The sequence below is a fragment of the Hungatella hominis genome (genome assembly GCF_014288005.1).
Taxonomy (GTDB): domain Bacteria; phylum Bacillota; class Clostridia; order Lachnospirales; family Lachnospiraceae; genus Hungatella; species Hungatella effluvii.
In genome coordinates, this window is sequence record NZ_JACOPB010000015.1 from 132,092 (window position 1) to 158,835 (window position 26,744).

The following is a 26,744-nucleotide window of genomic DNA, read 5'->3' on the forward strand; positions in this document are numbered from 1 at the left end:
ATGGCGGTTCTTAAAGTGTTATTTTATCTGATTGTACTGATACTGGTTCTCGTTCTGGCATACATCACCACAAGGATGCTGGGGAGAGGGATGAACGGAAGGCAGCAGTCCGGCGATATGAAGATTCTGGACCGCCTGGCGGTGGGACGGGACAGCTACTTAATGATTGTCGATGTTCAGGGACGGATTCTGCTTGTGGGAGTATCTCCGGCCGGTATCACCAGACTGGAGGAACTGGAGACTTATGAGAAAAAGAGTCCGGCGGAGGTTTCGCCGGACTTTGCGTCTGTATTTACGGAGCAGCTCAAAACGTTGGTCAAAAAAGACGGACGGCAGCAGGACGGAAGACAGAAGAGAAACGGGAGAGACTTATGATGAAGGGGAAAAGGAAAATTGCCAAGGGACTTCTCTGTCTGGCGGCATTTATCAGGGTGTCCGCGGCATGCGGACAGATCGCATATGCGTCGGATATCTCTCTGACGCTGGAGGGAAGCTCCGGAAGCGGAAAGCCCATGGATATGCTGGATATCATGTTCCTGTTTCTGTTTCTGGCTGTGGTGCCGTCTCTGCTGATTATGATGACGAGTTTTACTCGGATTATCATTGTTCTCTCATTTTTGCGCAATGCTCTGGGCACACAGCAGTCTCCGCCTAACCAGGTGATGATCGGACTGGCTCTGTTTCTGACTCTGTTCATCATGAGCCCCGTGTTTGCCAAGGTGAATACGCAGGCTTACGAGCCTTATAAGGCAGGGGATATCACGAGGGAAGAGGCGTTTACCCGGGCACAGGAGCCGATGAAGGAATTTATGTTAAAGCAGACGGAGAAGAAGAGTCTGGATCTGTTTCTCTCCATCTCAAAGGCTGAGGTGCCGGATGTGTCGGGAGGACCGGAAGCTTACATGAAACTGGGGCTGACGGTGCTGGTTCCGTCCTTTATTTTGAGTGAGTTAAATAAAGCGTTCACCATGGGATTTCTGATCTATATCCCATTTTTGATTATCGATCTGGTGGTGTCCAGCACCCTGATGTCTATGGGTATGGTGATGCTGCCGCCTACCATGATCGCACTGCCATTTAAGATTATGATGTTTGTTCTGGTAGACGGCTGGAGTCTTGTAATCAAGACGCTGGTTGCCGGATTCCGATGATGAGGGGGTACATAGTATGACTGCGGACCAGGTGATGGAAGTGATGAAGGAAGCCATGATGGTTGCATTTGAAATAGCAGGGCCGCTGTTAATCGTCAGCATTGTCGTGGGTTTGATCGTCGCTATTTTTCAGGCGGCGACGCAGATTCATGAGCAGACGCTTACATTTGTCCCAAAGCTTTTGGTGATTGCGCTGGTGCTTCTGGCTCTGGGGTCCTGGATGTTTAAGGTGATGGACGAGTTTGTGGTGGAGCTGTTTGCGATCATGGCGTCGCTTTAACGCGGGGAATAGGCTATGGACAACGGCGTTTTAGAGTATTTCGATGTGTTTTTGCTGGTATTTGCGCGTATGGGCGGACTGATCTTTGTCCATCCGGTGTTTGCCAGGAGGGGGATTCCTGCCATGGTGAAGACCGGCCTGGTGCTGACGCTCAGCCTGGTGATCGCGCCGGCGGCGGCTCAGGGAGTTACCGCCATACAGGCCTACAGCACCTTTCAGATGGCGGAGGCTCTGATCCGCGAGGTGATCATGGGGCTGGTGATCGGAAGCGTGTTCCAGCTGTTTTTCTATATGGTTTACGTGGCAGGAGATTTGATGGATACGGTGTTCGGACTGTCCATGGGCAAGGTCATGGATCCGGCGGGAGGTGTCCAGACCGCTATCTTAGGACAGTTTATCAATGTGTTCTTTTTTCTGTATTTCTTTGCGACCGGCTGCCATCTTTTGACGGTGAAGCTGTTTGCCTATACGTATGAGGTGATACCCGTGGGGGCGGCCAGACTGGTGACTCAGGATATTGCCTGGTATCTAGTGAGTATATTTGGCAGTGTTTTTCTGATGGTAATCAAGCTGGCCCTGCCTTTTGTGGCAGCGGAGTTCGTGCTGGAGGTGTCCATGGGCGTGCTCATGAAGCTGATTCCCCAGATTCACGTGTTTGTTATTAATATCCAGTCAAAGATTCTGCTGGGTATTTTATTAATGATGCTGTTCGCGCGTCCGATCGGGGCGTTTATTGACTCCTATTACGGGATGATGATGAGTGAGGTACAGAAGGTCATGATGATGTTCGCATCATAGTGCGTACCAGGTTTTATTCTGTATACAGAAGGGAGTGATGAACGTGGCGGCAGACGAAAAGACTGAGAAAGCCACCCCGAAACGGCGGCAGGACGAACGAAAAAAAGGAAATGTATTTCAGAGCAACGACGTCATCGCCGTCTGTTCTCTGCTGGTGCTGTTTAATTCCCTGAATGCGCTGGCCCCCAAGATTTACCGCACGCTGAAGACGGCTATGGAGTTGTTCTTTTCTTATGCTGCATCCACGACGCCCCTGGCGGCGGACGATTTGTCCGACAAGCTGTTAAAGGCCATGCTCCTGTTCGGACAGGCGGCGCTTCCCTTGCTTTTTATCGGAGTGGCAGTCGCAGTGGTCATGACGTTCTTTCAGACCAGGATGTCATTCTCCACGGATGTCATGAAGTTTAAGATGGACCGGATCAGCCTTTTAAAAGGCTTTAAACGGATGTTTTCCATCCGCTCGGTGGTGGAGCTTTTAAAGGCGCTGATTAAGATTACCATCCTGGCCTGGGTGATTTACAGTTATATAGAGGGGAGAATCCACGAGTTTGCACGTCTGATGGACGGTTCGGTACAGGCGGCTTTCGTGTACGTTGGGGACACTGCGGTGTCGCTGGTGAACACGGTGGGGGTCGCCTTTATTTTTCTGGCCGCCTTTGATTACTTATACCAGTGGTGGGAGTATGAGAAGAATCTGCGCATGAGCAAGCAGGAAATTAAGGAAGAGTACAAGCAGACGGAGGGTGATCCACAGATCAAGGGACGGATTCGGGAGAAACAGCGCCAGATGGCGTCCATGCGTATGATGCAGAATGTCCCGAAGGCGGATGTGATCATCAGGAACCCGACCCATTTCGCGGTAGCGCTGGGATACGATTCCAATGCGAACCGGGCTCCCGTGGTACTGGCGAAAGGCGCGGATCATCTGGCGCTCAAGATTGTGGAGGTCGGTGAGGCCAACGGAGTTTATATTATGGAAGACAAGCCTCTGGCAAGGGGGCTGTATGCCAGTGTTGAGGTGGATATGGAAATTCCTGAGGAATTCTACCAGACCGTAGCGAAGGTGCTGGCATTTGTTTATAAGCTGAAGAAGAAAGACATCTGATCCCGGAGACAGGTATTGATATTCGGGGAAAGGTATTTGATTTCGTGGATAACCGTGATGGAAAAGAGGAGTACTGTGGATAACACCATGATTTTATTCGACAGAGTGACAAAGACATATGGAACGGGGCAAAAAGCCCTTGACGATGTGAGCCTTCAGATTGAAAAGGGGGAATTCGTCTTTCTGGTGGGCAACAGCGGAGCCGGAAAGACGACGCTTCTGGAGCTGATCCTGAGGGAGACGGAGGCGGACCAGGGAAATATCGTGGTGAACGGCATCGATTTGAGGCAGCTGAAGGAGCGGCAGGTGTGCCGTTACCGGCGGTATATCGGCATGGTATTTCAGGATTTCTGCCTGTTTCCGGATTTTACAGTCTACGAAAATGTGGCATTTGCCCAGCGTGTCGTCGAGGCGGACCATAAACGTATGCGAAACCGGGTCATGGAGGTCTTAAGCCAGGTGGGCCTGGAGAAAAAGGCCGGATGTTATCCGGGACAGCTCTCCGGCGGGGAAAAACAGCGGACGGCCCTGGCGCGGGCGGTGGTAAACCAGCCGGTCCTTCTTCTGGCCGATGAGCCTACGGGAAATCTGGATCAGAAGAACGCGGAAGAGATTATGCGCCTGCTGGAGAAAATTAACCGTCAGGGTACGACTGTGCTGGTGGTATCCCATAACCAGGAGCTGGTGAAATACATGCACAAGCGTCAGATCGCGCTGCGGTATGGCAAGGTGATCAGGGATAACAGCAGGGGAGGTCTGATGTATGGCTTTTAGGACATGGCTGTATTTATGCCGGCTGGGCTTTAAAAATCTATGGCATAACAAGGTTTACACGGCGGCCTCTGTTCTTACTATGGCGGCGTGTATTTTTCTCTTTGGCATCTTTTATATCGCAGTCTTAAATCTGGACGGCGTGCTGCAGAAGACGGAAGAAGAGGTCTATGTGGCCGTGTTCTTTGAGGAGACGGTAGCACCCGAACGGGTGGAGGAGATCGGGGGGTTAATCCGTGAGAGACCGGAGGTCGTGAGAACGGTCTATACTTCCGCGGATGACGCCTGGGAGGGCTTTCGAAATGATTACTTCAAGGATGGCGAGCTGCTGGATGGAATCTTTGATGGGGATAACCCGTTGGCGGCGTCCAATCACTATCAGGTTTATATCGGAGGGATAGAACAGCAGGAGGGCTTCGTGGAGTATGTGAAGAGTCTGGAGGGAGTCCGCAAGGTGACCCACTCGGCGGATACGGTGCGTGCGCTGCTGCGTATCAAGACGGTCATATCAAGGCTGATTGCTGGGAGCGCGGCGATTCTTCTCCTGATCTCCATCTTGCTGATTCACAATACCCTTTCCGTCGGTATTGAGTCTCAGAAAGGGAAGACCAGGGTCATGCGGCTGATGGGGGCCAGGGAAGAGTTTATCAGTGTGCCGTTTCTGGTGGAGGGGCTCGTTATGGGGCTGGCAGGAATGTGCATCCCTCTTTTCCTGCTGTTTGCAGGGTACCGCTGGGGGGTGGAGCTGGTGGCGGCCGGACTCAATCTGTATGGCGGAGCCGTGAGTCTTCTGCCGCCGTCGGAGGTGTTTCCGAAACTGACGCTGGCGTCTGTGTTTCTGGGGCTGGCGACGGGAGTTGCGGGGGGCTGTTCGGTAATGGGAAAATTGAAGAAGTGAGTAAATCAGCGGCAGGATAACCGGATCAGGTTCCCTGCCGCTTAAAATATGATTGACGCCGGAGTATATATGTAGTATGCTGAATCTATCGTTTCGCACGGACATTCTGTCCGCGAAAATCTGATAATCTCTGTTATAACAAGTCAAAAAATTATCCAAATGCAGTGAAAAAATTGAATAGAGGCGGGTGATGCGGTTTGGTGAATTAAGATGGATACACTTGAATCTGTTGTCATATTAAAATATAATAAAAGGAGAACGGTATGAGTGAAATCGCATATCAGAATAAGGACGTTACAGCGAAAGTGATGGCCGAAACCCTGAAAGGAAAAAGCCTGGCGGCGTTCGGACTTCCGCACTTGAAGATCATGGATATTCTGCCGACGAATCTGCCTGCCATTGAGAGCAATGAATTAAGGCTGGATAATTTATTTTTGCTTAGTGATGGGTCACTGGCGATTATCGATTATGAGTCGTCATTTGACAGAGAAAATTTCGTCAAGTACTTAAATTATATTGCCCGGGTGATTAAAAGGTTTGCAGTCCGCGGAGAACTTAATCAATTAAAACGGGTGAAGATGGTGGTTATCTACACTGCAGATGTGGAATGTGCAGAAGAAATATATGATCTGGAGGGGCTGATTCTGCTGGTAGAGTCGGCGTATCTTGTGAATCGAGACAGTAATGAGATATACAGGCGGCTGAAAGGAAAAATAGAATGGGGACAGCGGCTGACTGAAGAAGAAATGATGGAATTGATGATTTTGCCTCTGACAGTAAAAGGGAGGACTGGTAAGCAGGAGGCTATTGAAAAGGCAGTGGGGCTGGCGAGAAATTTGCCGGAGAAGGAGGAGCAGTTAAAGGTTCTGGCGGGAATTTTAACCTTTACAGATAAAGTAATTGATAAAATGTATGCCAAACGGCTGAAGGAGGAGATGCAGATGACACTGGTTGGACAAATGCTTATGGATGAGGGAATTCAGAAGGGCAGAGAGGAAGGCAGAGAGGAAGGCCTCCGGGCTTTGATTCAGGATAATATTGAGACCGGGATTTCCAGAGAGCAGATCCTTGAGAAACTGCAGAAAAGGTTTCAATTGAGTGAAGCTCAGGCAGAAGAGTATTACAACCGATTTTCAGAAGAGTCATGAATGGCAGGGACTTCCATGATAGAAAGTAAATAGAAGGAAGGCGGTATTTTTGGCGTTTGTTGAACTTAAGGACGTGAGAAAAAGCTATCATATGGGCGAGATCACCATCCACGCGGTGGACGGAATCAGTTTTACTATAGAGAAGGGTGAATTCGTGGTAATCGTGGGTCCCAGCGGTGCGGGAAAGACCACAGTATTAAATATTCTCGGAGGGATGGACACCGCCACCTCGGGGGAAATCCGGGTGGACGGCGTCAACATTGCATCATACTCGGAGAAGAAGCTGACGGGTTACCGGAGGAATGATATCGGCTTTGTATTTCAGTTTTATAATCTGCTTCAGAATCTGACAGCTCTGGAAAATGTGGAGCTGGCGCTTCAGATCTGCAAAAATCCCCTCGACGCGGAGCGGGTTCTGATTGATGTAGGACTGGGGGAGCGGCTTAATAACTTCCCGGCGCAGCTATCCGGAGGGGAGCAGCAGCGGGTGTCCATTGCCAGGGCACTGGCGAAGAATCCCAAGCTTCTGCTCTGTGATGAGCCAACGGGGGCGCTGGATTATCAGACCGGAAAGGCTATCCTTAAGCTGCTTCAGGATACCTGCAGGGAGAAAAAGATGACGGTGATTGTTATCACCCATAATTCGGCGCTGGCGCCGATGGCTGATAGGGTGATACAGATAAAGAACGGGAAGACGGGGAGTATTGTGCTGAACGAAAGGCCGCTTTCTGTGGAAAAGATCGAGTGGTAGGGGAATATGGTGTTTAAATGAAGAACGCAAAACGCAAGGACTTTATGGTGGAAATAGGGCGCAGCATGAACCGGTTTTTATCGATTCTTTTTATTGTTGCGCTCGGAGTTGCGTTTTTTGCGGGAATCCGCTCCACAAGACCAGACATGGAGCTGTCCGCCGATGCCTATTATGATGAAACGAATTTGATGGATATCCGCATAGTCGGCACCCTGGGCCTGACGGAGGATGACGTGGAGGCGGTGCGCCAGCTCCCCGAGACGGAGTACGCGGAAGGCGCCTATACCACAGATGTACTCTGCGAAGGCGCGGACCGGGAGAAGACTGTGCGGATTTTTTCGATGAGCAGATCGATCAACCAGTTTACACTGCTGGAGGGCCGGATGCCGGAGCGGGCCGGCGAATGCATGATGGACAGGGGAAAGGCGTATCAGGGACAGTTCGCACTGGGGGACACGGTAAAAGTCTATTCCGGCACGGATGATGCGCTTTCCGACACGCTGAAATACGATTCGTTTACGATCGTGGGTATCGGCATGTCTTCCCGGTACCTGTCTCTGGAACGGGGGACGACGACCATCGGAAATGGAAGTCTCGATACTTTTATGGCTGTAATACCTGATAATTTCAGCATGGAGGTATTTACCGACATTTATGTCCAGACGAAGGAGGGAAAAGCTTTTCTGTCCTATTCGGATGAGTACCAGGACTATATGGACCGCGTAACGAAAGAGATTGAGGATACGCTCTCAGAACCGCGTTCTGCCGTACGGTACCGAGAGGTGACAGACGAGGCGAACCGAAAGCTGAATGACGCCAGAAGAGAGCTGACGGAAAAGACGGCGGAGACGGACCGGAAGCTCGACGACGCGGCCCGGCAGATCGCAGACGCGCAGAAGAAGATCGACGAGGGAAAGACAGACATTTTAAAAGGACGGGCGGATCTGGAAAAGGGAAAAAATGATTTAGAAAATGCAAAAAACGATCTGGAAGACGGAAAGCGGACGCTGGCGGAAAAGGAGCAGGAGTTAGAAGACGCCAAAGTGACACTGGCGGAGAAAGAACAGGAACTGGAAGACGGGAAAGTGACGCTGGCGGAAAAGGAACAGGAGCTGGAGGACGCCAGGAAGGAAGTTGCCGACAAGGAACAGGAGCTGGAGGACGCCCGCAGGAAATTCGACGAGGAGCTGCCGGGAGCCCGTATGGAACTGGATGACGGATGGCTGGATTACGAGATCGGGCTGGAAGAATATGAAGAGGGAAAGGAAGAACTGGAGGAACAGCAGGAAACCCTGAAGGAGGGCTGGAAAGAGTACCGGAAGAACGCGCCGGAGGTGGAACGGAATTTAAAGAAAGCCTTAAATGGGCTTCTGTCCATGGGCATTCCCCTGGATATAACGCCTTCTGAGATCGGCCGCATCCAGGTGGAGGACTTTTTAATTGATGCGTATGCGCCTTATCTGGAGATGATACCAGGCGGTGAGGGGGCGCTTCTGGTGGAAGGAGTACATACGATACAGGCCTCCTATCAGGAACTGACTTACGGTGACGCGGCCGTGAAAGAAGGAAAAAAGGAGCTGGCGAAGGCGAAGAGGGAGCTGGCAAAGGGGAAAAAGAAGCTGGATCAGGGCGAGATGAAGCTGAAAAACGCCCGGCGCAAGCTGGATGAGGGAGAAGAACAGCTGGCGGATGCCCGACAGAAGATTATAGACGGCGAGCAGAAGGTGACGGATGCAAAACAGGATATTGCCGATGGTGAGGGAAAGATTGCGGACGCTCACCGGGACATTGCCGATGGAGAAGTGAAGATCGCGGATGCCCACCGGGACATAGCAGACGGAGAGGCAAAGATTCCAAAGGCGGAGAAGGATATCGCAAAGGGTGAGGCGGATATTGAGGAGGCGCAGAAGAAGCTGGACGACGGCGAGGCGGATTTGGCGGAGGCGAAGGTCAAGTACGAGGATTCCAGGCAGGAGGCGGAGGAAAAGATCGCGGATGCGGGTAAGAAGATTGACGACGCCCAGAAGGACATTGACGATATCAAGGAGCCGGAGTGGTACGTACTGGACAGAAACGCGATCCAGACGTATGTGGAGTTTGGCAGCGACGCGGAACGGATCGGGGCGATCGGGAAGGTATTCCCCTTTATCTTCTTCCTGGTGGCGGCTCTCGTCAGCCTGACCACTATGACCCGTATGGTGGAGGAACAGCGGCTGCAGATCGGAACGCTAAAAGCGCTGGGATACGGGAAATGGAGCATTGCCTCCAAGTATATCGGCTACGCCCTGGCGGCCACGCTGGCCGGAAGCATTCTGGGTGCGGCGGCGGGAGAGAAGCTGCTTCCCTACGTCATTATGACGGCGTATTTAATCCTGTATGAGAATCTTCCGGTTATGCTGACTCCGTTTAACCTCTATTATGCGTTTCTGGCCTCCGGTCTGGCTCTGGCGTGTACGGTTCTGGCAACCGTATTTTCCAGTTACAAGGAACTGCTGTCGTCGCCGGCGGCGCTGATGCGGCCGGTACCGCCGAAGCAGGGAAAACGGGTGCTGCTGGAATACGTGACACCGCTGTGGAAACGGCTTAAGTTCATACAAAAGGCCACAGTGCGCAATTTGTTCCGCTATAAAAAACGGTGTCTGATGACAATCTTCGGAACCGGCGGATGCATGGCGCTGCTCCTGGTGGGGTTTGGTTTAAATGACTCCATTTCCACACTGGGCGAGAAGCAGTATAACGATATCTGGACGTACGATGTGCTGGTACAGACAGACGACGAGGCGGATGAAGCGGAGCAGAAGGCACTCCGGTCCTTTGTCTCCCAGGGAGATGTGGACGCGTGGCTCCGGGTGGAGGAAACCATCCTCGATGTCTCGGCAGGCGATGTGACAAAGGAAGCCTATTTATTTGTTCCGGAGGACTTGGAGGAGGTGGACCGGTTCGTCCACCTGCGCAGCAGGGAGAGCCGGGAGGCGTATGCTCTGGATGACGACCACGTGCTGATTACGGAGAAAATGGCGGGGCTGTTGAATGTAAAGAAAGGCGATACCATTTATCTGAAGGAGGATGAGGGGGTGCTTTATCCTGTGGTGGTGGGAGGAATTGCAGAAAATTATCTTCATCATTACGTGTATATGACACCGGCTCTGTATGAGAAGGTCTATGGAAAGGCGCCTGAGTATAACACCATGTTTCTTGATATAAAGGATTTGAATGAGGAGACGCAGAACCGGCTGGGGACGGAGCTTCTGTCTTTCGATTCCGTGATGACGGTGACCTTTATCGGCACGATGCGGGGGCAGATCAGCGATATGCTGGACAGTCTGAATGTGGTAATCTGGGTACTCATTATATCGGCAGGGCTTCTGGCCTTTGTAGTGCTCTATAACCTGAATAATATCAATATCAACGAACGCCAGCGGGAACTTGCGACAATGAAGGTGCTGGGATTTTACAATCCGGAGCTGGCGGCCTACGTATACCGGGAAAATATTATGCTTACCATACTCGGGAGCATGGTTGGCATCGTGATGGGATATTTCCTGCACCGCTACGTGATGACCACGGTGGAGGTGGATATGCTGATGTTCGGGAGGCAGATCAGACCTATAAGCTACGCATATAGTGTTTTGATGACTTATGCGTTTTCCGCGTTCGTAAATCTTGTCATGTATTATAAGCTGAAGGGAATTGATATGGTGGAATCGCTCAAGAGTGTGGAATAATCACGTTTTTTGTGTTATACTAAGGGCACTTAATAAAAAAACAGACGGGAACACCCCGGCAGGATGCGTCCGGCCCGAGGTGTTCCGGTCTGTGAAAGAACAAAAACAGAGGAGAAGCATTATGAAAAATACGGCATTAGTGATTATGGCGGCAGGCATCGGAAGCCGGTTCGGCGGCGGAATCAAGCAGTTGGAGCCGGTAGGACCCAGTGGCGAGATTATCATGGACTATTCGATTCATGACGCGCTGGAGGCCGGATTTAACAAGATCGTGTTCATCATCCGGAAGGACCTGGAGGAGGACTTTAAGGAGATCATAGGGAGACGGATCGAGAAGATTGCCCCTGTAGAGTACGCGTATCAGGAACTTACCGATCTTCCGGCTGGATATGAGAAGCCCGCAGACAGGACGAAACCATGGGGAACGGGCCAGGCGATTCTGTGCGCGAAGCAGGTGATCCATGAGCCGTTTATCGTCATCAATGCGGACGATTATTATGGAAAAGAGGGATTTAAGAAGATCCACGAGTACATGGTGAATCAGATGGATACGGAATCAGAGGTATTCGATATCTGCATGGGCGGATTTATCCTGGGAAACACATTGAGTGAGAACGGCGGAGTTACCCGCGGAGTATGCCAGGTGGACGATAACGGTGTGCTGGTCGACGTAACCGAGACGTATGAGCTTCAGAAGGACGGAGATGTGGCGAGAGGCCGTGACGATGACGGCAATCCGGTGGAAGTGCCGATCGGCCAGCATGTGTCCATGAATATGTGGGGACTCGCCCCGGCATTTTTAGAGGAACTGGAGCGCGGATTCCCTGTGTTTTTAGACGGCCTGAAGGAAGGCGACATCAAGACGGAGTATCTGCTTCCGAGGATTATCGACCGTCTTGTACGTGCGGGACGTGCCCGCGTGACGGTTCTGGAGACACCGGATAAGTGGTTTGGAGTTACTTACCGGGAAGACAAGCCGACGGTAGCGGCGGCGATTAAGGAACTGGTAGCAGACGGCGTTTATCCGGAGAAGCTGTTTGCTCGTTAGGTATGGGGATTCTTTCGTGTCCGTCTTGCTTCCTACTCGCCATAAGAAAGTCCGAGCCTGGCGAACACACCAAAGGAAGGTGTGTTCGCCAGGCTCGGACTTTCTTATGACTCGTATCCAGATGCCGGCACACTGAAACAAACATGGTTCCCCCGCCCCTGACCGCTCCCCGATTTTTCGGCTGTGTACTGGCTTCGCTGCAGAAAAGAATATATCTAAACTCGCTGTTTGGGAGATTGGCGATTACTGTATGGTAACTCTGTAAGTGAAGGCGGCGATGGGATTAACGGTTCAGTTCCGTATTGTTCAGGATACTTCCCAGCAGCTTTCGGTCGGATTCGGTGGTGATGATTTCTGAGATTTTCTTCTTATTGAACTTCTTTAAGATGCTGTGTACCTGGGACTTTACTGTGCTCATCTCCACGCAGCGCATTTCGCAGATTTGACGTTTGTTATAGCCGGTGGAGAGCAGATATAAGGTGTCCAGTTCCTTTGGCGTCAGGGTGGAAAGGATGTTGAGCATGAAGAGAAAGCTGCTTTCATAGGTCTTGACCCGGCGGAATTCGCTGCGTATTTTGTCCGCGATCTCCGGGCGGATGGGGGACTGGCCTTTGTAGGCGGAGGTGACCGCGTTTACGATCTCCTCATTGGAGGCGTTTTTTAAGATGTAGTCGCAGGCGCCTAAGCGGAATGCGGAAAAGACCAGTTCATCCTCCTCGTAGACTGTCAGGATAATGATCTTGATATCTGGCATCTCGGCCAGGATTTCTCCTGTGGCGCGGATTCCAGCGTCTTTGGCTTCCATCTCGATGTCCATGAGAATGACGTCGGGATTCAGTTTTCTGGCGGCTTTGCATGCCTCCTCTCCCGTTCCCACGTCGGCCACGACCTCGATCGCGGGACACTTCTTTAAGACCGCCGCATACCGTTTGCGGATGGGGGCCACATCTTCTGCAATAAGTACTTTTATCTTTTCTTCCATGAATGAAACCTCTTTTCCTGTTTGGGGCGGATCTGTCCGCAGATTGTCAGTGAATTTCAGACGCGCTCCGGTGTAATGTTCGGAAGCAGGACCTCCACGGTAGTGCCGGCGCCCAGGGTGCTGTTAACGACGATCTTTCCCTCGTGCGCGTGAATGACCTTATAGGTCAGAGTCAGTCCGATTCCCCAGTGTTTGGAATAGGGATGGGAGGAATAGAAGGGGAGAAAGATGCTTTCTAAATTCTCCTTCGATATGCCCTTTCCCGTGTCCCTGATGTCAATCGCAATCCATTGTCTGGAGCTGCCGAGCGTAACGGCCAGCTCCTTTTTATCGTCCGGTGTGTCCTCCATGGCATCGATGGAGTTCTTGATGATGTTGTGAAGCGCCTGTTCCATGTAGACCGGATCCACCATGGCCAGAATTGGCTGGGGCGGAAGGTTCAGCTGGACATTTATGGACTCCAGCTCATGGGAGAAGATGGCGAGCGTCTCCCGGATCAGAGTCTGGAGAGAGTACTGCTTTAAGCTCAGCTCGCTGGTCTTGGTGCTCCGATGAATTTCGTCGATCCTTCCATAGAGCGTTTGACAGCGCTTCAGGATGCTGTCCGTCGTCTCCTTTACCTCATTCCCATCCTCTGCGTTTAAGGCCAGCGTCTCCACCTCGGACTGGATGGCCAGAATCTCATTTTTAATGTAGTGGCAGAAGATCTTGGATGTCGTCTCGGAGGAACTGATTTCTTTGGAGATACTTAGCTCCTTGAGACTGGCCTGGCCGGAAAGCCGTGTCAGCATGTAGGCGCAGTAGGTTATGACGGCCGCGGCCGGTACCAGAATATAGGGCAGCGCCCGGTAAATAAAGGCATTGCTTCCGAGCTGCAGGGAACGGTAGGAATAAGTTCCTGCGATTCTGGAAACCTTTAAATAAAAGTCCGGCGAGGAAGAGATAAAGTAAATGTATACAAACGCCAGGGTGGCGTAGCTGATGGCCAGAAACAGGTGGTTATAGCGGAACAGCTTCAGCTTTGGTGCCTTGATAAACGCAGCCAGGAGCCCCAGGAAGCACAGGAGAATGACCGCAGTATTGATAGTGTGGGTGACCGCATATATTCTGTCCTCTAAATAAAGGTACTGCTGCACCGTCAGACGGGCCGGGTATAAGAAGTAGTAGGCCTTTAAATTCGTATAGGGATCATAGAGAATGAACTGCAGCAGGCAGTAGATCCATACAACCCGTTTAACCGCCTTTTGAACCCGCAGGGAAAAAGGCTCGTAAAAATGGAAGACGAGATAAACGCTGATGATTAAGATGCTTAAGCTGGAGGCATTCATAATCCGAATGATGTTGCTCTTGCCAATATCGATGAAGAACAGCCATCTCCACAGGAAGTCGGGAAGGTAAAAATAATCCTTAATAAGATTATAATAGTAGGTATCTTTTGAAACGTAGAGAATGATGCTGCAGAGCGCTGCGAAGTACGGCAGAATAAGAATCATGAGAAAATCATGATTACCTTTCAGCCTCTGAACCAGTGTAAACAGGATCAGAATGAACAGTAATAACAGCAGATAGAACATAGTTTACCCCTCCCTTCCATGGCTAAATAGTAACACAAATCATTCCCGGTGAAAAGGAGGATAAAATTTCAACCTGTCCGGGGGTGAGAATACGTGATATCGTATGGGTATCAGAAAACAGGAGGGGATTTGAAATGAAGTTAAGAAGATTGAGCGCGGTACTACTGGCAGCGGCACTGGCAGCGGGAACACTGGCCGGATGCAGCGGGGGAAAAGAAGCGGCCACAGAGGCGGCTTCCGGTGAGAAAGTGAATTTAAAGTTCTATATCTGGAGCGATGGAGAAAACTACACGAAAGAGATTGTGGACAACTACAACAAGAGCCAGGACAGTGTCAATGTGGAAGTGATCAGTATGCCGAACGAGACGTACGACGACAAGCTGAAGGTCATGCTGTCCGCGGGAAGCGACGCAGATTTAGTCAATGTCCGTTCTTTGGACCAGGTTATGCAGTTTAAGGAAGCGGGCGCCATGCTGGATATCACGGATCTGGTGAAGAACAGTGACCTGGATATCAGCAAGTTTGGTTCCATGTGGGATACCTGCTATCCGGATGGCGTGATCACCGCACTTCCCATGAGATCCAGCTGCTGGATGCTGTTCTATAACGCAGATATTATGAAAGAGGCCGGCATTGACATGTCGAAACAGATGACGTGGTCTCAGTATGGGGATATTGCAAAACAGCTGACAAGCGGAGACGGTACGAAGTACGGCGGATGCTGGGTGGACTGGAATATCTACCAGTGTATCGGAACCCAGAAGGGCGTTTACTTAAATGACGACGACATCTCTGCGGTAAAGGACGGGCTGGCTACCCTGGGCAGATTCTTCCTGGAAGATAAGTCCCACGTACCGTTAGCAGAGGTAAAGGCCAACGACAGCCAGTATTTATCCGACTTTGAAAACGGCAGAGTGGCCATGCTTCCCAACGGCGAGTGGCTGATCAATATGCTGATGACAGACGAAAAAGACGGCAAGACGGATGTCAACTGGGAAGTTGCTCCGCTTCCGGTTCCGGAGGGCGCGGACCCCGGCGCTACCTGGGGGGCATTCCAGTTCGCGGCGATTCCAAAGGATGCCAAACACCCGCAGGAGAGCTATGATTTCTTAAAATATTTATGCGGTGAGGGCGGTTCCGAGGTTCTTCCGAAATACGGCATGCTCCCGGCGTACGGCGGCGATGCGGCCAAGGATGCATTTGACGAGGTGGTCGGCAAGGAAAGCGTATCTTCTGTAGCTTTTAATTCCAAGAAGATTCCGGAGGCGCCTTCTTATGAGAAATACAATGATTTAAAGGTTGCATTTGCAGAGAATGCGGAATTGTATCTGTATGGGGAAAAGACGCTGGAAGAGACCATGGATAAATTTGAGCAGCAGAGACAGGACATCATGAGTAAATAATCTGTTGGGGAAGCAATCGAAGATCTGATTGTTTCCCCATATGTGTTCAACCGACACGCGCTAGAGAGGATATGGATATGGAAAAGAATAATAAGATTAGGAAATACATAAAAGGATATCTCTTCATCCTTCCGAATTTCATCGGCTTTTTCGTCTTTATGGCACTCCCCATCATCATGGGGCTGGTGATTTCCTTTACGGATTACAACGGATTCAGCCAGTTTAATTTTGTGGGGCTGAAAAACTATATCGACATGTTCCACGATGAATATTTCACGGTATCGCTGAAGAACAATCTGGTCTACACTCTGGTGACGGTGCCGGGAACCATCGTGTTCGCGCTGCTTTTGGCCGTGGGTGTCAATAAGGGGATTAAGGGAAGCAGTCTCTTTAAGACCATGTTCTTCCTCCCCAACATCAGTTCTATGGTTGCGGTCGGTATAGTCTGGGCCATGATCTTCAACCCGACCCAGGGACCTTTAAACCAGGTGCTGATGGCCCTCGGCGTGGCAAATCCGCCGCAGTGGCTGTCCGCGACGAAGACGGCGCTGGGCTCTGTCATGGTGGTCGCCATCTGGAAACAGGCGGGGTACTACATGATCATCATACTGGCCGGCCTGCAGTCCATACCGAGCCAGCTCTATGAGGCAGCCTCCATCGACGGTGCAAACAGCGTGGAAAAGTTCTTCAAAATCACGCTGCCCATGCTGTCCCCGACCATGTTCATGGTCACCATTTTAAGCATCATCAACTCCTTCCAGGTGTTCGATCTGGTCAATATCATGACGCAGGGAGGACCGGGGCGCTCCACCAATGTTCTGGTTTACCGCATCTATCAGGAGGGCTTCCAGAAGCTGCAGTTTGGATATGCGTCCGCAATGGCATATTTCCTGTTCATCATCATCATGGTTATAACCCTGATTCAGTTCCGAGGACAGAAGAGATGGGTTAATTACATGTAAACCGGGGAGGGAAAAGAAATGATGACAAAATCGTATAAAACAAAGACGAAGGTATCAAACGGCATTCTGTTTGTGGTCATGCTGCTTTTGGGAATCTGCATGATTATCCCGTTTGTTTGGACCCTTTCGTCTTCCTTTAAAAATAACAATGAAATTTTCGCCTACCCCATCAAATGGATTCCGGAGGTATTCCGGTGGTCCAATTACGCGGAGGTATGCGAGCGCATTCCGTTCGTTACATACTATTTAAATACTTTAAAACTGGCGGTGATCGTCACCGCCGGCCAGGTGATCACCTGTTCCCTGGCAGCCTACTCCTTCAGCAAGATGCAGTATCCTGGCCGGGATAAGATATTCCTGTGCTATCTGGCAACGCTGATGGTTCCGTGGCACGCAATCATGATACCGCAGTTCTTAATCATTAAGACCCTGGGACTGAACGACTCTCACTGGTCCCTGATCCTGATAAATATATTCAGCGCGTTCGGTGTGTTTTTACTCCGCCAGTTCATGATGGGAATTCCGGAGGAACTGTCCGAGGCGGCCAGAATCGACGGGGCCGGAGAACTGAAGATCTATTCTCAGATCGTATTTCCCATGTGTAAGCCGGGGCTGGCGACGCTGGTCGTGTTTACATTTAACTTTATGTGGAACGACTATATGGCTCCGATGATTTACCTGACATCCGATAAGCTGAGAACCATTCAGATCGGCCTGGCATCCTTCCGTACCCAGTACGGCTCGGAGTACGGCCTGATTATGGCAGGCACGGTGTGTGCCCTGATTCCGATGCTGCTGATCTTCATTGTGGGGCAGAAATATCTGGTGGAAGGAATCGCATTCTCCGGTTTGAAGGGGTAAAACGTATGGCATTTTCTGATAAGGTATCGAAGATTTTATATGGCGGAGATTACAATCCGGAGCAGTGGACGCCGGATATATGGAAACAGGACATGGAACTCCTTGAGCAGGCCGGAATCGATGTGGTGACATTGAATGTCTTCAACTGGGCGTCACTCCAGCCGTCAGAGGAGGCGTATGACTTCGCAGAGCTGGATTCGGCGGTGAAGCGGGTGACGGAACAGGGGATGGCTATCTGTATGGCCACCTCCACCGGGGCTCATCCGGCGTGGATGGCCAAACGGTATCCCGAGGTCCTGAGAACGGATTTTGAAGGCCGCAGGAGAAAATTCGGAGGCCGCCACAATTCCTGTCCCAACAGCCCTGTATTTAAGCAGTATGCAAAGCGGCTGGCCGGGAAGCTGGCGGAGCGCTACCGGGAACAGAAGAATATCGTGCTCTGGCATGTGAGCAATGAATATGAAGGCGCGTGCTACTGTGAAAACTGCGAGAAGGCGTTCCGTGTCTGGCTGAAAAAGCGTTACGGAACCATTGAAAATCTGAACCGACTGTGGAACACGAGATTCTGGGGGCATACCTTCTATGATTGGGATGAGATCGTGGCTCCCAGCATGGTGAGTGAACATTTCGAGGAAGCCAGAAGCATGTATCAGGCCATAACACTGGACTACAAACGGTTTAATTCGGACAGCATGCTGGCCAATTACCGGGCGGAGGCGGAAGCCATCCGGGCGCAGATCCCGGATGCCTGCATCACCACCAACTTCATGGGCGCGTATAAGCCGCTGGATTATAAGAAATGGGCGGCCAGCCTGGATGTCATTTCCTGGGACAACTATCCGGCGGAGGGGGCCGATCCTGCCGCTATTGCCATGAACCATGATCTGATGCGCGGGCTGAAACATGGCCAGCCCTTCCTCCTGATGGAGCAGACGCCCAGTACCTGCAACTGGCTGAACGACAACCGCCTGAAACGCCCCGGCGTCATGCGGCTCCTCAGCTATCAGGCCGTGGCCCATGGGGCGGACACGGTGATGTTTTTCCAGATGAGGCGCTCCAGAGCGGGCTGTGAGAAGTTTCATGGGGCCGTCATCGACCACGCAGGCCATGGAAATACCCGTGTGTTTAAAGAGTGTCAGGCTCTTGGAATGGAACTGAAGGCACTGGGCAAAGAGGTGGTCGGAGCCCGTGTTCCGGCAAAGGCGGCGCTGATCTTTGACTGGGATACGTGGTGGGCGCTGGAGTGCTCGGCAGGTCCCAGCGTGAGGCTTAAATATCTGGAGGAGCTTCAGAATTACTATCGGGCTCTTTCAAAGCTTCATATTCCGGTGGATATAATCGGAATGGAGGACGGCTTTTGTGGATATGAACTGATTGCCGCTCCGCTTCTGTATATGGTGAAGGACGGCGTCTCCGGGCGGCTGGAGGAATTCGTTGGAGCCGGAGGAACAGCGGTTTTTTCTTATTTAAGCGGATATGTGGATGAGAATGACCGGATTACTCTGGGTGGTTACCCGGGAAAACTCAGAAAACTCACTGGAATCTGGGTGGAAGAGACCGACTCCCTGCCGGAAACGGAGCGGAATTCCTTCTGCTATGAAGGGAAAACCTATCCGGCCGGACTGCTGTGCGACATTATGCACACGGAGGGGGCGGAGGTGCTTGCCCGTTACCGGGAGGACTTTTATGCAGGCACGCCCGTTATCACCAGGAACCGGTACGGAGACGGTCTGGCATATTACGTTGGAACACGGTCTGGAGAGGAATTCTATCTCAGGTTATTCACGGATGTGTGTAAGGAAAAGGGGATGCGAACAGCCTCCCATGATACGGTGGAAACGGCGGCCGCCTTATCCGAAAAGGGAATCGAGATGGCGGTGCGGAAAAAAGACGGCGTGGAATACCTGTTTCTATTGAACCATTCCGGGAAGAAACAGGAGCTGGCGGTCTCTGTCAGCGGAAAGGATTTGCTGAGCGGGAGGGAGATCTGTCGAGGAGAGGTGTTTGCGGTTGATGCGGCGGGGGTTATGCTGGTGAAAGTATTTGTATAATACAGGCGAGGACAGGAAAATGGAGCAGAGACAGCTAATAGATTTGTTAAATGATATGAGCCTGGAGGAGAAAGCAGGACAGCTCTTTCAGGTAACCGGCGACTGGTTTGACGGCACGGAAGTGTTGGAACAGACAGGGCCGGAGGCGGAGGAGAATGCCAGGATCAGGAAAAGCTACGGCCATCTGGCCGGTTCTGTGCTGGGGGTCTATGGAGCAGCCAATATAAAAAGAATTCAAAGCGCGTATATGGAACGACAGCCGCACCATATTCCCCTGCTCTTTATGCTGGATATCATCAATGGGTATAAGACTATCTATCCGATTCCGCTGGCACAGGGCGCCATGTTCGATCCGGAATTTGCAGGCGACTGTGCGGCCATGGCGGCAAAAGAGGGGGCGGCGGGCGGGCTCCATGTGACATTTTCTCCTATGGTGGATCTGGTGCGCGATGCCAGATGGGGGCGCGTGATGGAATCCACGGGTGAGGACGTGTATCTAAACAGTCTGTACGCGAAGGCAATGGTGGAAGGCTATCAGAGACAGCAGGGCGGAACGGATTTTCTGGCCGCCTGCGTCAAGCATTTCGCGGGATACGGTGCGCCGGAAGGCGGGCGGGAATATCAGACGATGGAGCTCTCCAATGGGACATTTCATGAATTCTATCTGCCGCCCTATGAGAGCGCCGTAAAGGCCGGAAGCAGAATGGCTATGACCGCCTTTCAGACGGTGAACGGGATACCCGCAACCGTAAACAGAGCGCTGCTCCGGGAAATTCTGCGCGGTGAAATGGGATTTGACGGCGTACTGATCTCGGATTACGCGGCGATCGGAGAGACGGTGGTTCACGGTGTCTCCAAAGACGGGGCGGATGCCGCGCGTCGCGCGCTGGAAGCGGGAGTCGATATCGATATGATGTCCGGTGTATATCCGGAGTATCTGGTCGGACTGGTTAAAGACGGAATACTGGATGAGGCGCTTCTCGACGAAAGTGTCCTGAGAGTTCTGGAGCTTAAAAACTGGCTGGGACTGTTTGAGGATCCCTTCCACGGAGCCGACGAGGCGAGGGAAGCCCGCACGTCTCTCTGTGAAGAACACCGGAAGCTGGCATATGAAGCGGCGGTGAAATCCTTCGTACTGCTTAAAAATGAGGCTGCCATCCTGCCTCTTTCCCCGAATCAAAAGATCGCATTTATCGGTCCCTACACCAATTCTCAGGATATGCTGGGCAGTTGGTCCTTTACGGGAGGCGCCGAGACCGGGGCGGTAAAGACCATACGGGCGGCGGCGGAAGAAGCACTGGCCGGCTGGTCCGTGATGTACCATACCGGCTGTCCCGTGCTGGATCCGGGGACGGTGCTGGAGGGCTTTGACCGGTATAAGCCCTCCGGTGCGACGCAGGAAGAGACAGACCGCTGGAGGGAGGAAGCGCGAAAGGCCGCAGAGGAAGCCGATGTGGTGGTCATGCCCCTCGGTGAACACTGCTTTCAGTCAGGGGAAGCCGCAAGCCGGGCATTTATTGAGATTCCAAAGATCCAGCAGGACTTATTCCGCGCAGTTTCCGAAGTAAATCCCAATGTAGTGGCAGTGGTATTTAGTGGCCGGCCTCTCGATCTGCGCTTTATTTCTGAGCGGGCCAGAGCCGTGCTTTCTGTGTGGATGCCAGGTATGGAAGGCGGCCGGGCAATTATCGATGTGCTGACCGGAACGAGAACGCCATCGGGAAAGCTTCCCATGAGCTTTCCTTACTGTGTGGGGCAGGTACCGGTCCATTATGACAGCCTGATGACGGGACGGCCTTACCGAAAGGGAAAGCCGGAACGGTACGTCTCCAGGTATCAGGACATACCCGCCGATCCGCTGTATTCCTTTGGGTATGGACTGACCTATACGAGCATGGAGCTTTCTGAGGTCCGTCTGAGCAAAAACGAGCTGATGCCGGGAGAAGAGATCGAGGCGTCTGTGACCATAAAAAATACAGGGAAACGGGAAGGAACCGAGACGGTTCAGCTCTATCTCCGCGATGTAACCGGCAGCACAGCGAGGCCGGTGAAGCAGCTGAAGGGCTTGAAGCGCTTCACACTGCAGCCGGGAGAGGAGGCAAAAGTGGCTTTCTCCATCGGGGAAGACCATCTGAAATTCTTTCAGAAACCGGGCTTATGGGACAGCGAGGCGGGGGCATTTCTCGTCTTCATCGGAACGGACAGCAGGACGGAGCATTCTGCGCCACTCCGGCTGAAAAAACAGGAAGCATCAGAAAATACTTGAGAGGCAGGAGGCAGCGGAAAACCATGAGAACCGTATTGATCCTTATGGATACATTAAACAGAAGATTTTTAAAATCCTATGATGAAAATGCGGTGGGAATCACGCCGTGCATGGATGCATTTGCAAAGGAGGCAGTCCGGTTTGATAATCATTTTATTGCCTCCGCCCCCTGCATGCCTGCCAGGCGGGATATTTTTACCGGCCGCATGAATTTCCTGGAACGCGGGTGGGGAGGAATGGAGCCCTTCGACCGGACGCTTCAGGGGGAACTGCGGAAACATGGAGTCTACACCCACATTACCACGGACCATGCCCATTACTTTGAACTGGGTGGGGAAAACTACTGTTCCCTGTTCGATACCTGGGACTACCACCGCGGCCAGGAGAATGATCCCTGGATTTCGAGGGTTAATCCCCCATTCGGAGAGCCGCAGGCATACGGCCGCAAATCGGTCCAGCATCTTTTAAACCGGCAGGAATATGCGCGGGGGGAGAAGACGTATCCGACTCCGGCCACCTTCCTGTCCGCCTGCCGCTGGGCCGAAGAGAACCGGGGAGCGGATGATTTTTTTCTGATGGTTGAGGCGTTTGACCCTCATGAACCGTTTGATGCACCGGACGCCTACCATGAACTGTATGGGGATGATTACAGCGGAAAGGAGTTCAACTGGCCGGGGTATGCACCTGTCACAGAACCGGAGGAGGCAGTATGCCATCTGCGGAAATGCTATCTGGCCACCATGACCATGGCGGACCGGTGGCTGGGCCGTTTCCTCGATGCCCTGAAGGAAAATGGGCTGTATGAGGATACCCAGGTGATCCTGACCACGGATCACGGTCATATGCTGGGAGAACACGGATTTACCGGAAAAAATTATATGCACGCGTATAATGAGATGGCCCACATCCCCCTCTTCGTGAAAATGCCTCACGGAGAATGTGCCGGAGAGTATAGAAAACAGTTGACCCAGAACATCGATCTGATGCCGACAATATTGAAGCACCACGCTGTTCCTGTTCCGGAGACCGTAAAGGGTTGGGATTTGTCAGAGATGATTCTCAGGCATACACCTTCCAGGGAAGCGGTAATCTATGGCTGGTTCGGCCGTGCGGTCAATGTATACGACGGCCGCTATACGTATTTCCGGGCGCCTGCGGCGCCGGACAATAAGCCGTGTTACCAGTACTGTGCCATGCCGACGACGCTGTGCCGGTTCTTCGGTGAGGAGTATGCTCTGGAAATGGAAATGGGGCGTTTTCTCCCCTATACGAGATACCCGGTTTACCGGATACCGGTTCACAATGAAACGGACTGTATGGGGGATTTAAGCTTTATTAAAGACTCCTGCCTCTTCGATCTTGAGCAGGACTACGCCCAGGAGCATCCCATAGAGGACGAAGAGCTGGAGGCGGCCATGTGCAGGAAGCTGGCCGCGGGAATGAAAGAGGCCCAGGCACCGTTGGAACAGTATGAGCGCCTCGGGCTGTCGGAAAGGGGATTTACAGAACGGCTGCTGGAAGAGATGGAGAAGCTGGAATTTGGCTGGAGACAGGAAACAGGTGAGTAAAAACCGAGGAGGAACTATGGAATTTGTAAGAGTAAAGGGAAATGAATTTATTTATCAGGGACAGAGCATCCGGTTCGCCGGGCTGGGCATCGGGAGCTGGCTGAATCTGGAACACTTTATGCTTGGAATCCCAACGCCGGAAAAACAGATGAAGGAAGCTTTTACAGAGGTTTTCGGACCGGAACAGTCGGCCCGGTTCTTTGATGATTTCGTCTGTTCCTTCTGTACGGAGGAGGACTTTAAGCTTTTGAAGGATACCGGCATCAACCTGATTCGCGTGCCGTTTAACTATAGACTGTTTCTGGATGATCAGAATATGGAGCTGCGGAAAGAAGAGGGATTCCGCTATTTTGACCGTCTGCTGGGATTCTGCCGCAAGTATGAGATCTATCTTCTCCCGGATCTGCACAGCGTTCCGGGCGGGCAGAATCCGGACTGGCATTCTGATAATCAGACGGGAACGCCTGCGTTCTGGCATTACGATGTATTTCAGGAGCAGATCATATCCCTGTGGCGGGATATTGCCGCCCGTTACAGGGATGAGCCGTATCTGCTGGGATACGACCTTTTAAACGAGCCGTTTCTCATGCCGGCGGCGGACGGAAAGCTTCAGCAGTTTTATGAGAAGGTGACGGCTGCGGTCCGCGAGGTGGATGAGAACCATATTATATTCCTGGAGGGGGATTCCTTTGCCATGGATTTCTCCTGTTTAAAGGAAATCAGAGATGAGCAGACTGCGCTGACCTTCCATTTTTATCCCACCGTTTGGGAGGCAGACTTATGTGATCCGGGTTATCCGCGGGGCGAAAGGCAAAAGGTGTTTGAACAGCGCTTCCGTACTATGCTTGACGGCCTGCTGCCCTTTAACCGTCCGCTGCTCTGCGGCGAGGCCGGGTACGACATTGCGGGGCACAGCCTGGAGCATGTGATGGAGATGGTGGAGGACACGCTGGGCTTATTCTGCCGGTATGGCGTATCCTGGACCTTATGGTGCTATAAGGATGCGCAGTTTATGGGGCTGGTATATCCGCGGGATGACTCTGAATGGATGAGCTTTGCAGGGGAAATGCGGAGAAAATGGACCCATTACAGGGAAATGGAGATGGGGAAGTCTCTGGTGGAGACCATGTGTGCTCTCTTTCCGGGGGAGGTCGATGAGGCGCTGAAATACAGGCTCCAGTTCCGCCAGCGCGCGCTTCTGTATACGCTTCAGAAGGAACAGCTGTTAAAACCGCAGCTTCAGGCCTGGGGATGGGAGAGAATCCGTCGTATGCCGGAATCTTTTCTGCTTGAAAACTGCGGTTATTATAAAGAGTATCAGAAGCTTTTGGCTGTTTACGCCAAAGCACTTAAGGAGAGCGGGAGGGAGACCAGGGGTGACGGCCGGGCGGTTTCTTGTTTCTCCAATGGAAGAAACTAAAGCAGAAAGACGAAAAAAGAGGCGGACCGCGGAAAAAGAAAACCGTTGGTCCGCCGCATACATGTCCTTTGGTTTCAGCGGTGGTATTTATCGCTGGCGGATTCTGTATTTGCGGGCGAAGTCTACGGGGCAGTAGGACAGCTTTGCCTGCCTCAGACCGGGATCACCCAGATCATCCTCGCGGTTTATCAGGACAGCGTCGGGAAATTCGTGGATGAGAAACTGTTGGTTGATGAACTGGTACAGCCCTTTTATCTCAGGATTGGCTTTCTCAATGTGTATGACAGCCATCTGCTCCAGGGGATTGTAGCTGCCGATGGTAAATGCCTCCAGGGTACCGTCTATATAGACTCCAGCCATCGTGATATCGAGGAGAGAGCAGCAGCGAAGAATCTCATGGATGCCCAGAATCTCATGCTCCAGCTGGCCTTCCATGCGTTCTTCCCTGGCGACACCCCAACGTGCGAGAAAACTCTTGATCTCGGAGCCTTCCGCACAGGTCAGCCTGCGGTACTCGAAGCGTCCCTCCCAGGTCCTGACGAAGGAGTTGACCAGATTTTTCTTCTTGTGCAGCTTTCGGCCGGCGAGAGAACGAAGGGCATCTCCGGAATATAAGTAGTCACGGGCATCCTCCAGTTCTTCGACATCGAATTCGTGCTCCGGCAGGTTCAGGAGGCGGACAGCGGCCTCGTCGGCCAGGAAGATATTTAGCTTTAATCCCAGGGTTTGGTTAAAATAGTCCTTCAGCACGCCGAAGGATTGGGACAGGTCGGCCGCTTTACAGATGGGAAGGGCAGCGTACTCCTTTCCATCCGCGGCAATACGAAGGAAGATTGTATTATCATCTCCGACCGCGTAACGTACCTGATAGTAATCTTTCCAGAGGAAAAGGCCTAAGAATACGCTGTCGCAGGTCTTGTTTTCTCTGAAGGTAAAAAGGGGGGCCAGCGTTTTCAGCGCGCTGGAGTCCAGATCTTTAAATTGCAGTTCCATATATTTCCTCACTTTATCGTTCAATGTTCTTGCTATTCTCCTATCATTTCCAGATAAGACATTTGCCATTCTGTAATTATGTGGACAGCCTGATTTTCCAAAAGGCCATTATAAGATAAAAGTGCGATGAAATCCAGTACTTTTTTATGGCAGATCATTCAGAACGGCAGACCGGCCTGTCCCTGGAGGCGTTGGGGCGAAAATACTGGCAAACAGAGAAGCAACAGGAAAAAATTCGTTTTTTCCATCACATCTCGATAAAATACGCATAAGATGGTTATGTATAGAAAGAAGCAGGGAGTGATAACCGCTGTGCAGGATAATTTAGAGCATACTTATGGGAATAACTTCCAGGTGCTGGAGCCGTATATGTTGTACGGAGACAGAAGCGCTATGGAGAATCTGCCGAAGATGCAGAGGGAACATATGTTACAGGATTTAGAGTATCTGCAGGGAATGTATCCGGGACATATGAAGCGGATTCAGGAATATGTGATGGCAGCCTGCGATCGTCTGGATTATAAAAACAGTCCGCTGTATGATGAATTTCCGGACCGCCTGATAGTGAATCAGGTGTGCGATTCCGTATGCCGCCAGATTCTGGAGGACGGAGTTATAAACGGAGCAGAGCTTGGACTGCAAAATACATCGGAACAGCCGGGAGAAGAGACTGCGGAAACGGTAGAAGAGGTGGAAGAAGTAGAAGTGTACGAGGTAAACAGCGTGAACACCCAGGATGCGGATTGGAGAATGCAGCAGGTAGTACCGCAGACTCCGATGACATGGGGCCCGCCGTCAGGCCAGCGCCCACCGTCAGGCCAGCGCCCGCCGCAGGGACCACCGCCGTGGGGCCCGCCACCCGGCCCGCAGCCACCGCGTCCGCCGCAGCCACCACGTCCGCCGCAGCCACCGCGTCCGCCGCAGCCACCGCGCCCGCCGCAGCCACCGCGTCCGCCGCAGCCACCACGTCCGCCGCAGCCACCACGTCC

General features: G+C 52.0%; 21 protein-coding genes and 1 pseudogene. 19 read left to right on the plus strand and 3 right to left on the minus strand.

All coding sequences use genetic code 11. The features are described from left to right. The 11 genes from fliO (at position 1) to H8S75_RS24750 (ending at position 11,675) form a co-directional block, all read left to right on the plus strand. Positions 1-375 carry a flagellar biosynthetic protein FliO gene (gene fliO / locus H8S75_RS24700; protein WP_002605076.1) on the plus strand — a complete coding sequence of 125 codons (375 nt, stop codon included), beginning with the start codon at positions 1-3 and terminating at the stop codon, positions 373-375. After that, complete coding sequence (fliP, locus tag H8S75_RS24705) at positions 372-1,151, plus strand: flagellar type III secretion system pore protein FliP (RefSeq protein WP_187023803.1); 780 nt, start codon at positions 372-374, stop codon at positions 1,149-1,151. Before fliO ends, fliP begins: the two co-directional genes overlap by 4 nt. A 16-nt stretch (positions 1,152-1,167) precedes the next feature. Continuing rightward, complete coding sequence (gene fliQ / locus H8S75_RS24710) at positions 1,168-1,431, plus strand: flagellar biosynthesis protein FliQ (RefSeq protein WP_025532318.1); 264 nt, start codon at positions 1,168-1,170, stop codon at positions 1,429-1,431. A gap of 15 nt (positions 1,432-1,446) precedes the next feature. After that, positions 1,447-2,229 carry a flagellar biosynthetic protein FliR gene (locus H8S75_RS24715; protein WP_187023804.1) on the plus strand — a complete coding sequence of 261 codons (783 nt, stop codon included), beginning with the start codon at positions 1,447-1,449 and terminating at the stop codon, positions 2,227-2,229. A gap of 43 nt (positions 2,230-2,272) precedes the next feature. Next, entirely contained in the window at positions 2,273-3,334 is a 1,062-nt protein-coding gene (gene flhB / locus H8S75_RS24720; RefSeq protein ID WP_187023818.1) for a flagellar biosynthesis protein FlhB, read from the plus strand. A gap of 57 nt (positions 3,335-3,391) precedes the next feature. Beyond that, positions 3,392-4,108 (plus strand): cell division ATP-binding protein FtsE, encoded by a 717-nt coding sequence (gene ftsE / locus H8S75_RS24725; protein WP_187023805.1) that lies wholly within the window; start codon positions 3,392-3,394, stop codon positions 4,106-4,108. Then, complete coding sequence (locus H8S75_RS24730; RefSeq protein WP_187023806.1) at positions 4,098-5,003, plus strand: cell division protein FtsX; 906 nt, start codon at positions 4,098-4,100, stop codon at positions 5,001-5,003. The genes ftsE and H8S75_RS24730 overlap by 11 nt, the downstream gene beginning before the upstream one ends. 263 nt (positions 5,004-5,266) lie before the next feature. Further along, the gene (locus H8S75_RS24735; protein ID WP_187023807.1) at positions 5,267-6,151 is read left to right on the plus strand and encodes a hypothetical protein; all 885 of its coding nucleotides are present in this window, start codon (positions 5,267-5,269) and stop codon (positions 6,149-6,151) included. Positions 6,152-6,242: 91 nt separating this feature from the next. Then, positions 6,243-6,902: an ABC transporter ATP-binding protein gene (locus tag H8S75_RS24740; RefSeq protein ID WP_051079379.1), complete on the plus strand. Its 660-nt coding sequence runs from the start codon at positions 6,243-6,245 to the stop codon at positions 6,900-6,902. A gap of 17 nt (positions 6,903-6,919) precedes the next feature. After that, positions 6,920-10,627 (plus strand): ABC transporter permease, encoded by a 3,708-nt coding sequence (locus H8S75_RS24745; protein WP_187023808.1) that lies wholly within the window; start codon positions 6,920-6,922, stop codon positions 10,625-10,627. 121 nt (positions 10,628-10,748) lie between these two features. Further along, the gene (locus tag H8S75_RS24750) at positions 10,749-11,675 is read left to right on the plus strand and encodes a nucleotidyltransferase family protein (protein WP_187023809.1); all 927 of its coding nucleotides are present in this window, start codon (positions 10,749-10,751) and stop codon (positions 11,673-11,675) included. 283 nt (positions 11,676-11,958) lie between these two features. Here the strand turns inward: H8S75_RS24750 and H8S75_RS24755 are convergent, their stop codons facing one another. Both H8S75_RS24755 and H8S75_RS24760 read right to left on the minus strand, forming a co-directional pair. Continuing rightward, entirely contained in the window at positions 11,959-12,657 is a 699-nt protein-coding gene (locus tag H8S75_RS24755; RefSeq protein ID WP_187023810.1) for a response regulator transcription factor, read from the minus strand. A 56-nt stretch (positions 12,658-12,713) separates the two neighbouring features. Continuing rightward, positions 12,714-14,231, minus strand: a complete 1,518-nt coding sequence (locus H8S75_RS24760; protein ID WP_187023811.1) for a sensor histidine kinase — start codon at positions 14,229-14,231, stop codon at positions 12,714-12,716. 134 nt (positions 14,232-14,365) lie between these two features. On the opposite strand from H8S75_RS24760, the gene H8S75_RS24765 reads away from it, so the two are divergent. The 7 genes from H8S75_RS24765 (at position 14,366) to H8S75_RS24795 (ending at position 24,762) form a co-directional block, all read left to right on the plus strand. Continuing rightward, positions 14,366-15,634: an ABC transporter substrate-binding protein gene (locus tag H8S75_RS24765; protein ID WP_055659043.1), complete on the plus strand. Its 1,269-nt coding sequence runs from the start codon at positions 14,366-14,368 to the stop codon at positions 15,632-15,634. A gap of 77 nt (positions 15,635-15,711) precedes the next feature. Then, positions 15,712-16,596 carry a carbohydrate ABC transporter permease gene (locus tag H8S75_RS24770; protein ID WP_187023812.1) on the plus strand — a complete coding sequence of 295 codons (885 nt, stop codon included), beginning with the start codon at positions 15,712-15,714 and terminating at the stop codon, positions 16,594-16,596. A gap of 18 nt (positions 16,597-16,614) precedes the next feature. Then, positions 16,615-17,457 carry a carbohydrate ABC transporter permease gene (locus tag H8S75_RS24775; RefSeq protein WP_117633008.1) on the plus strand — a complete coding sequence of 281 codons (843 nt, stop codon included), beginning with the start codon at positions 16,615-16,617 and terminating at the stop codon, positions 17,455-17,457. A gap of 5 nt (positions 17,458-17,462) precedes the next feature. Next, on the plus strand, positions 17,463-19,508 hold the full coding sequence (locus H8S75_RS24780) for a beta-galactosidase (protein ID WP_187023813.1): 2,046 nt from the start codon (positions 17,463-17,465) through the stop codon (positions 19,506-19,508). 19 nt (positions 19,509-19,527) lie between these two features. Then, positions 19,528-21,774, plus strand: a complete 2,247-nt coding sequence (locus tag H8S75_RS24785; RefSeq protein WP_187023814.1) for a glycoside hydrolase family 3 N-terminal domain-containing protein — start codon at positions 19,528-19,530, stop codon at positions 21,772-21,774. A 23-nt stretch (positions 21,775-21,797) separates the two neighbouring features. Beyond that, the gene (locus H8S75_RS24790) at positions 21,798-23,342 is read left to right on the plus strand and encodes a sulfatase (RefSeq protein ID WP_243270442.1); all 1,545 of its coding nucleotides are present in this window, start codon (positions 21,798-21,800) and stop codon (positions 23,340-23,342) included. Between the two features lie 16 nt (positions 23,343-23,358). Next, on the plus strand, positions 23,359-24,762 hold the full coding sequence (locus H8S75_RS24795; RefSeq protein WP_187023815.1) for a glycoside hydrolase family 5 protein: 1,404 nt from the start codon (positions 23,359-23,361) through the stop codon (positions 24,760-24,762). An 87-nt stretch (positions 24,763-24,849) separates the two neighbouring features. Here the strand turns inward: H8S75_RS24795 and H8S75_RS24800 are convergent, their stop codons facing one another. Then, a complete protein-coding gene (locus H8S75_RS24800; protein ID WP_187023816.1) occupies positions 24,850-25,755 on the minus strand; it encodes a DUF2156 domain-containing protein in 906 nt (301 codons plus the stop codon). 312 nt (positions 25,756-26,067) lie between these two features. On the opposite strand from H8S75_RS24800, the pseudogene H8S75_RS24805 reads away from it, so the two are divergent. Beyond that, positions 26,068-26,744: pseudogene (locus H8S75_RS24805) on the plus strand (hypothetical protein); the annotation flags it as partial.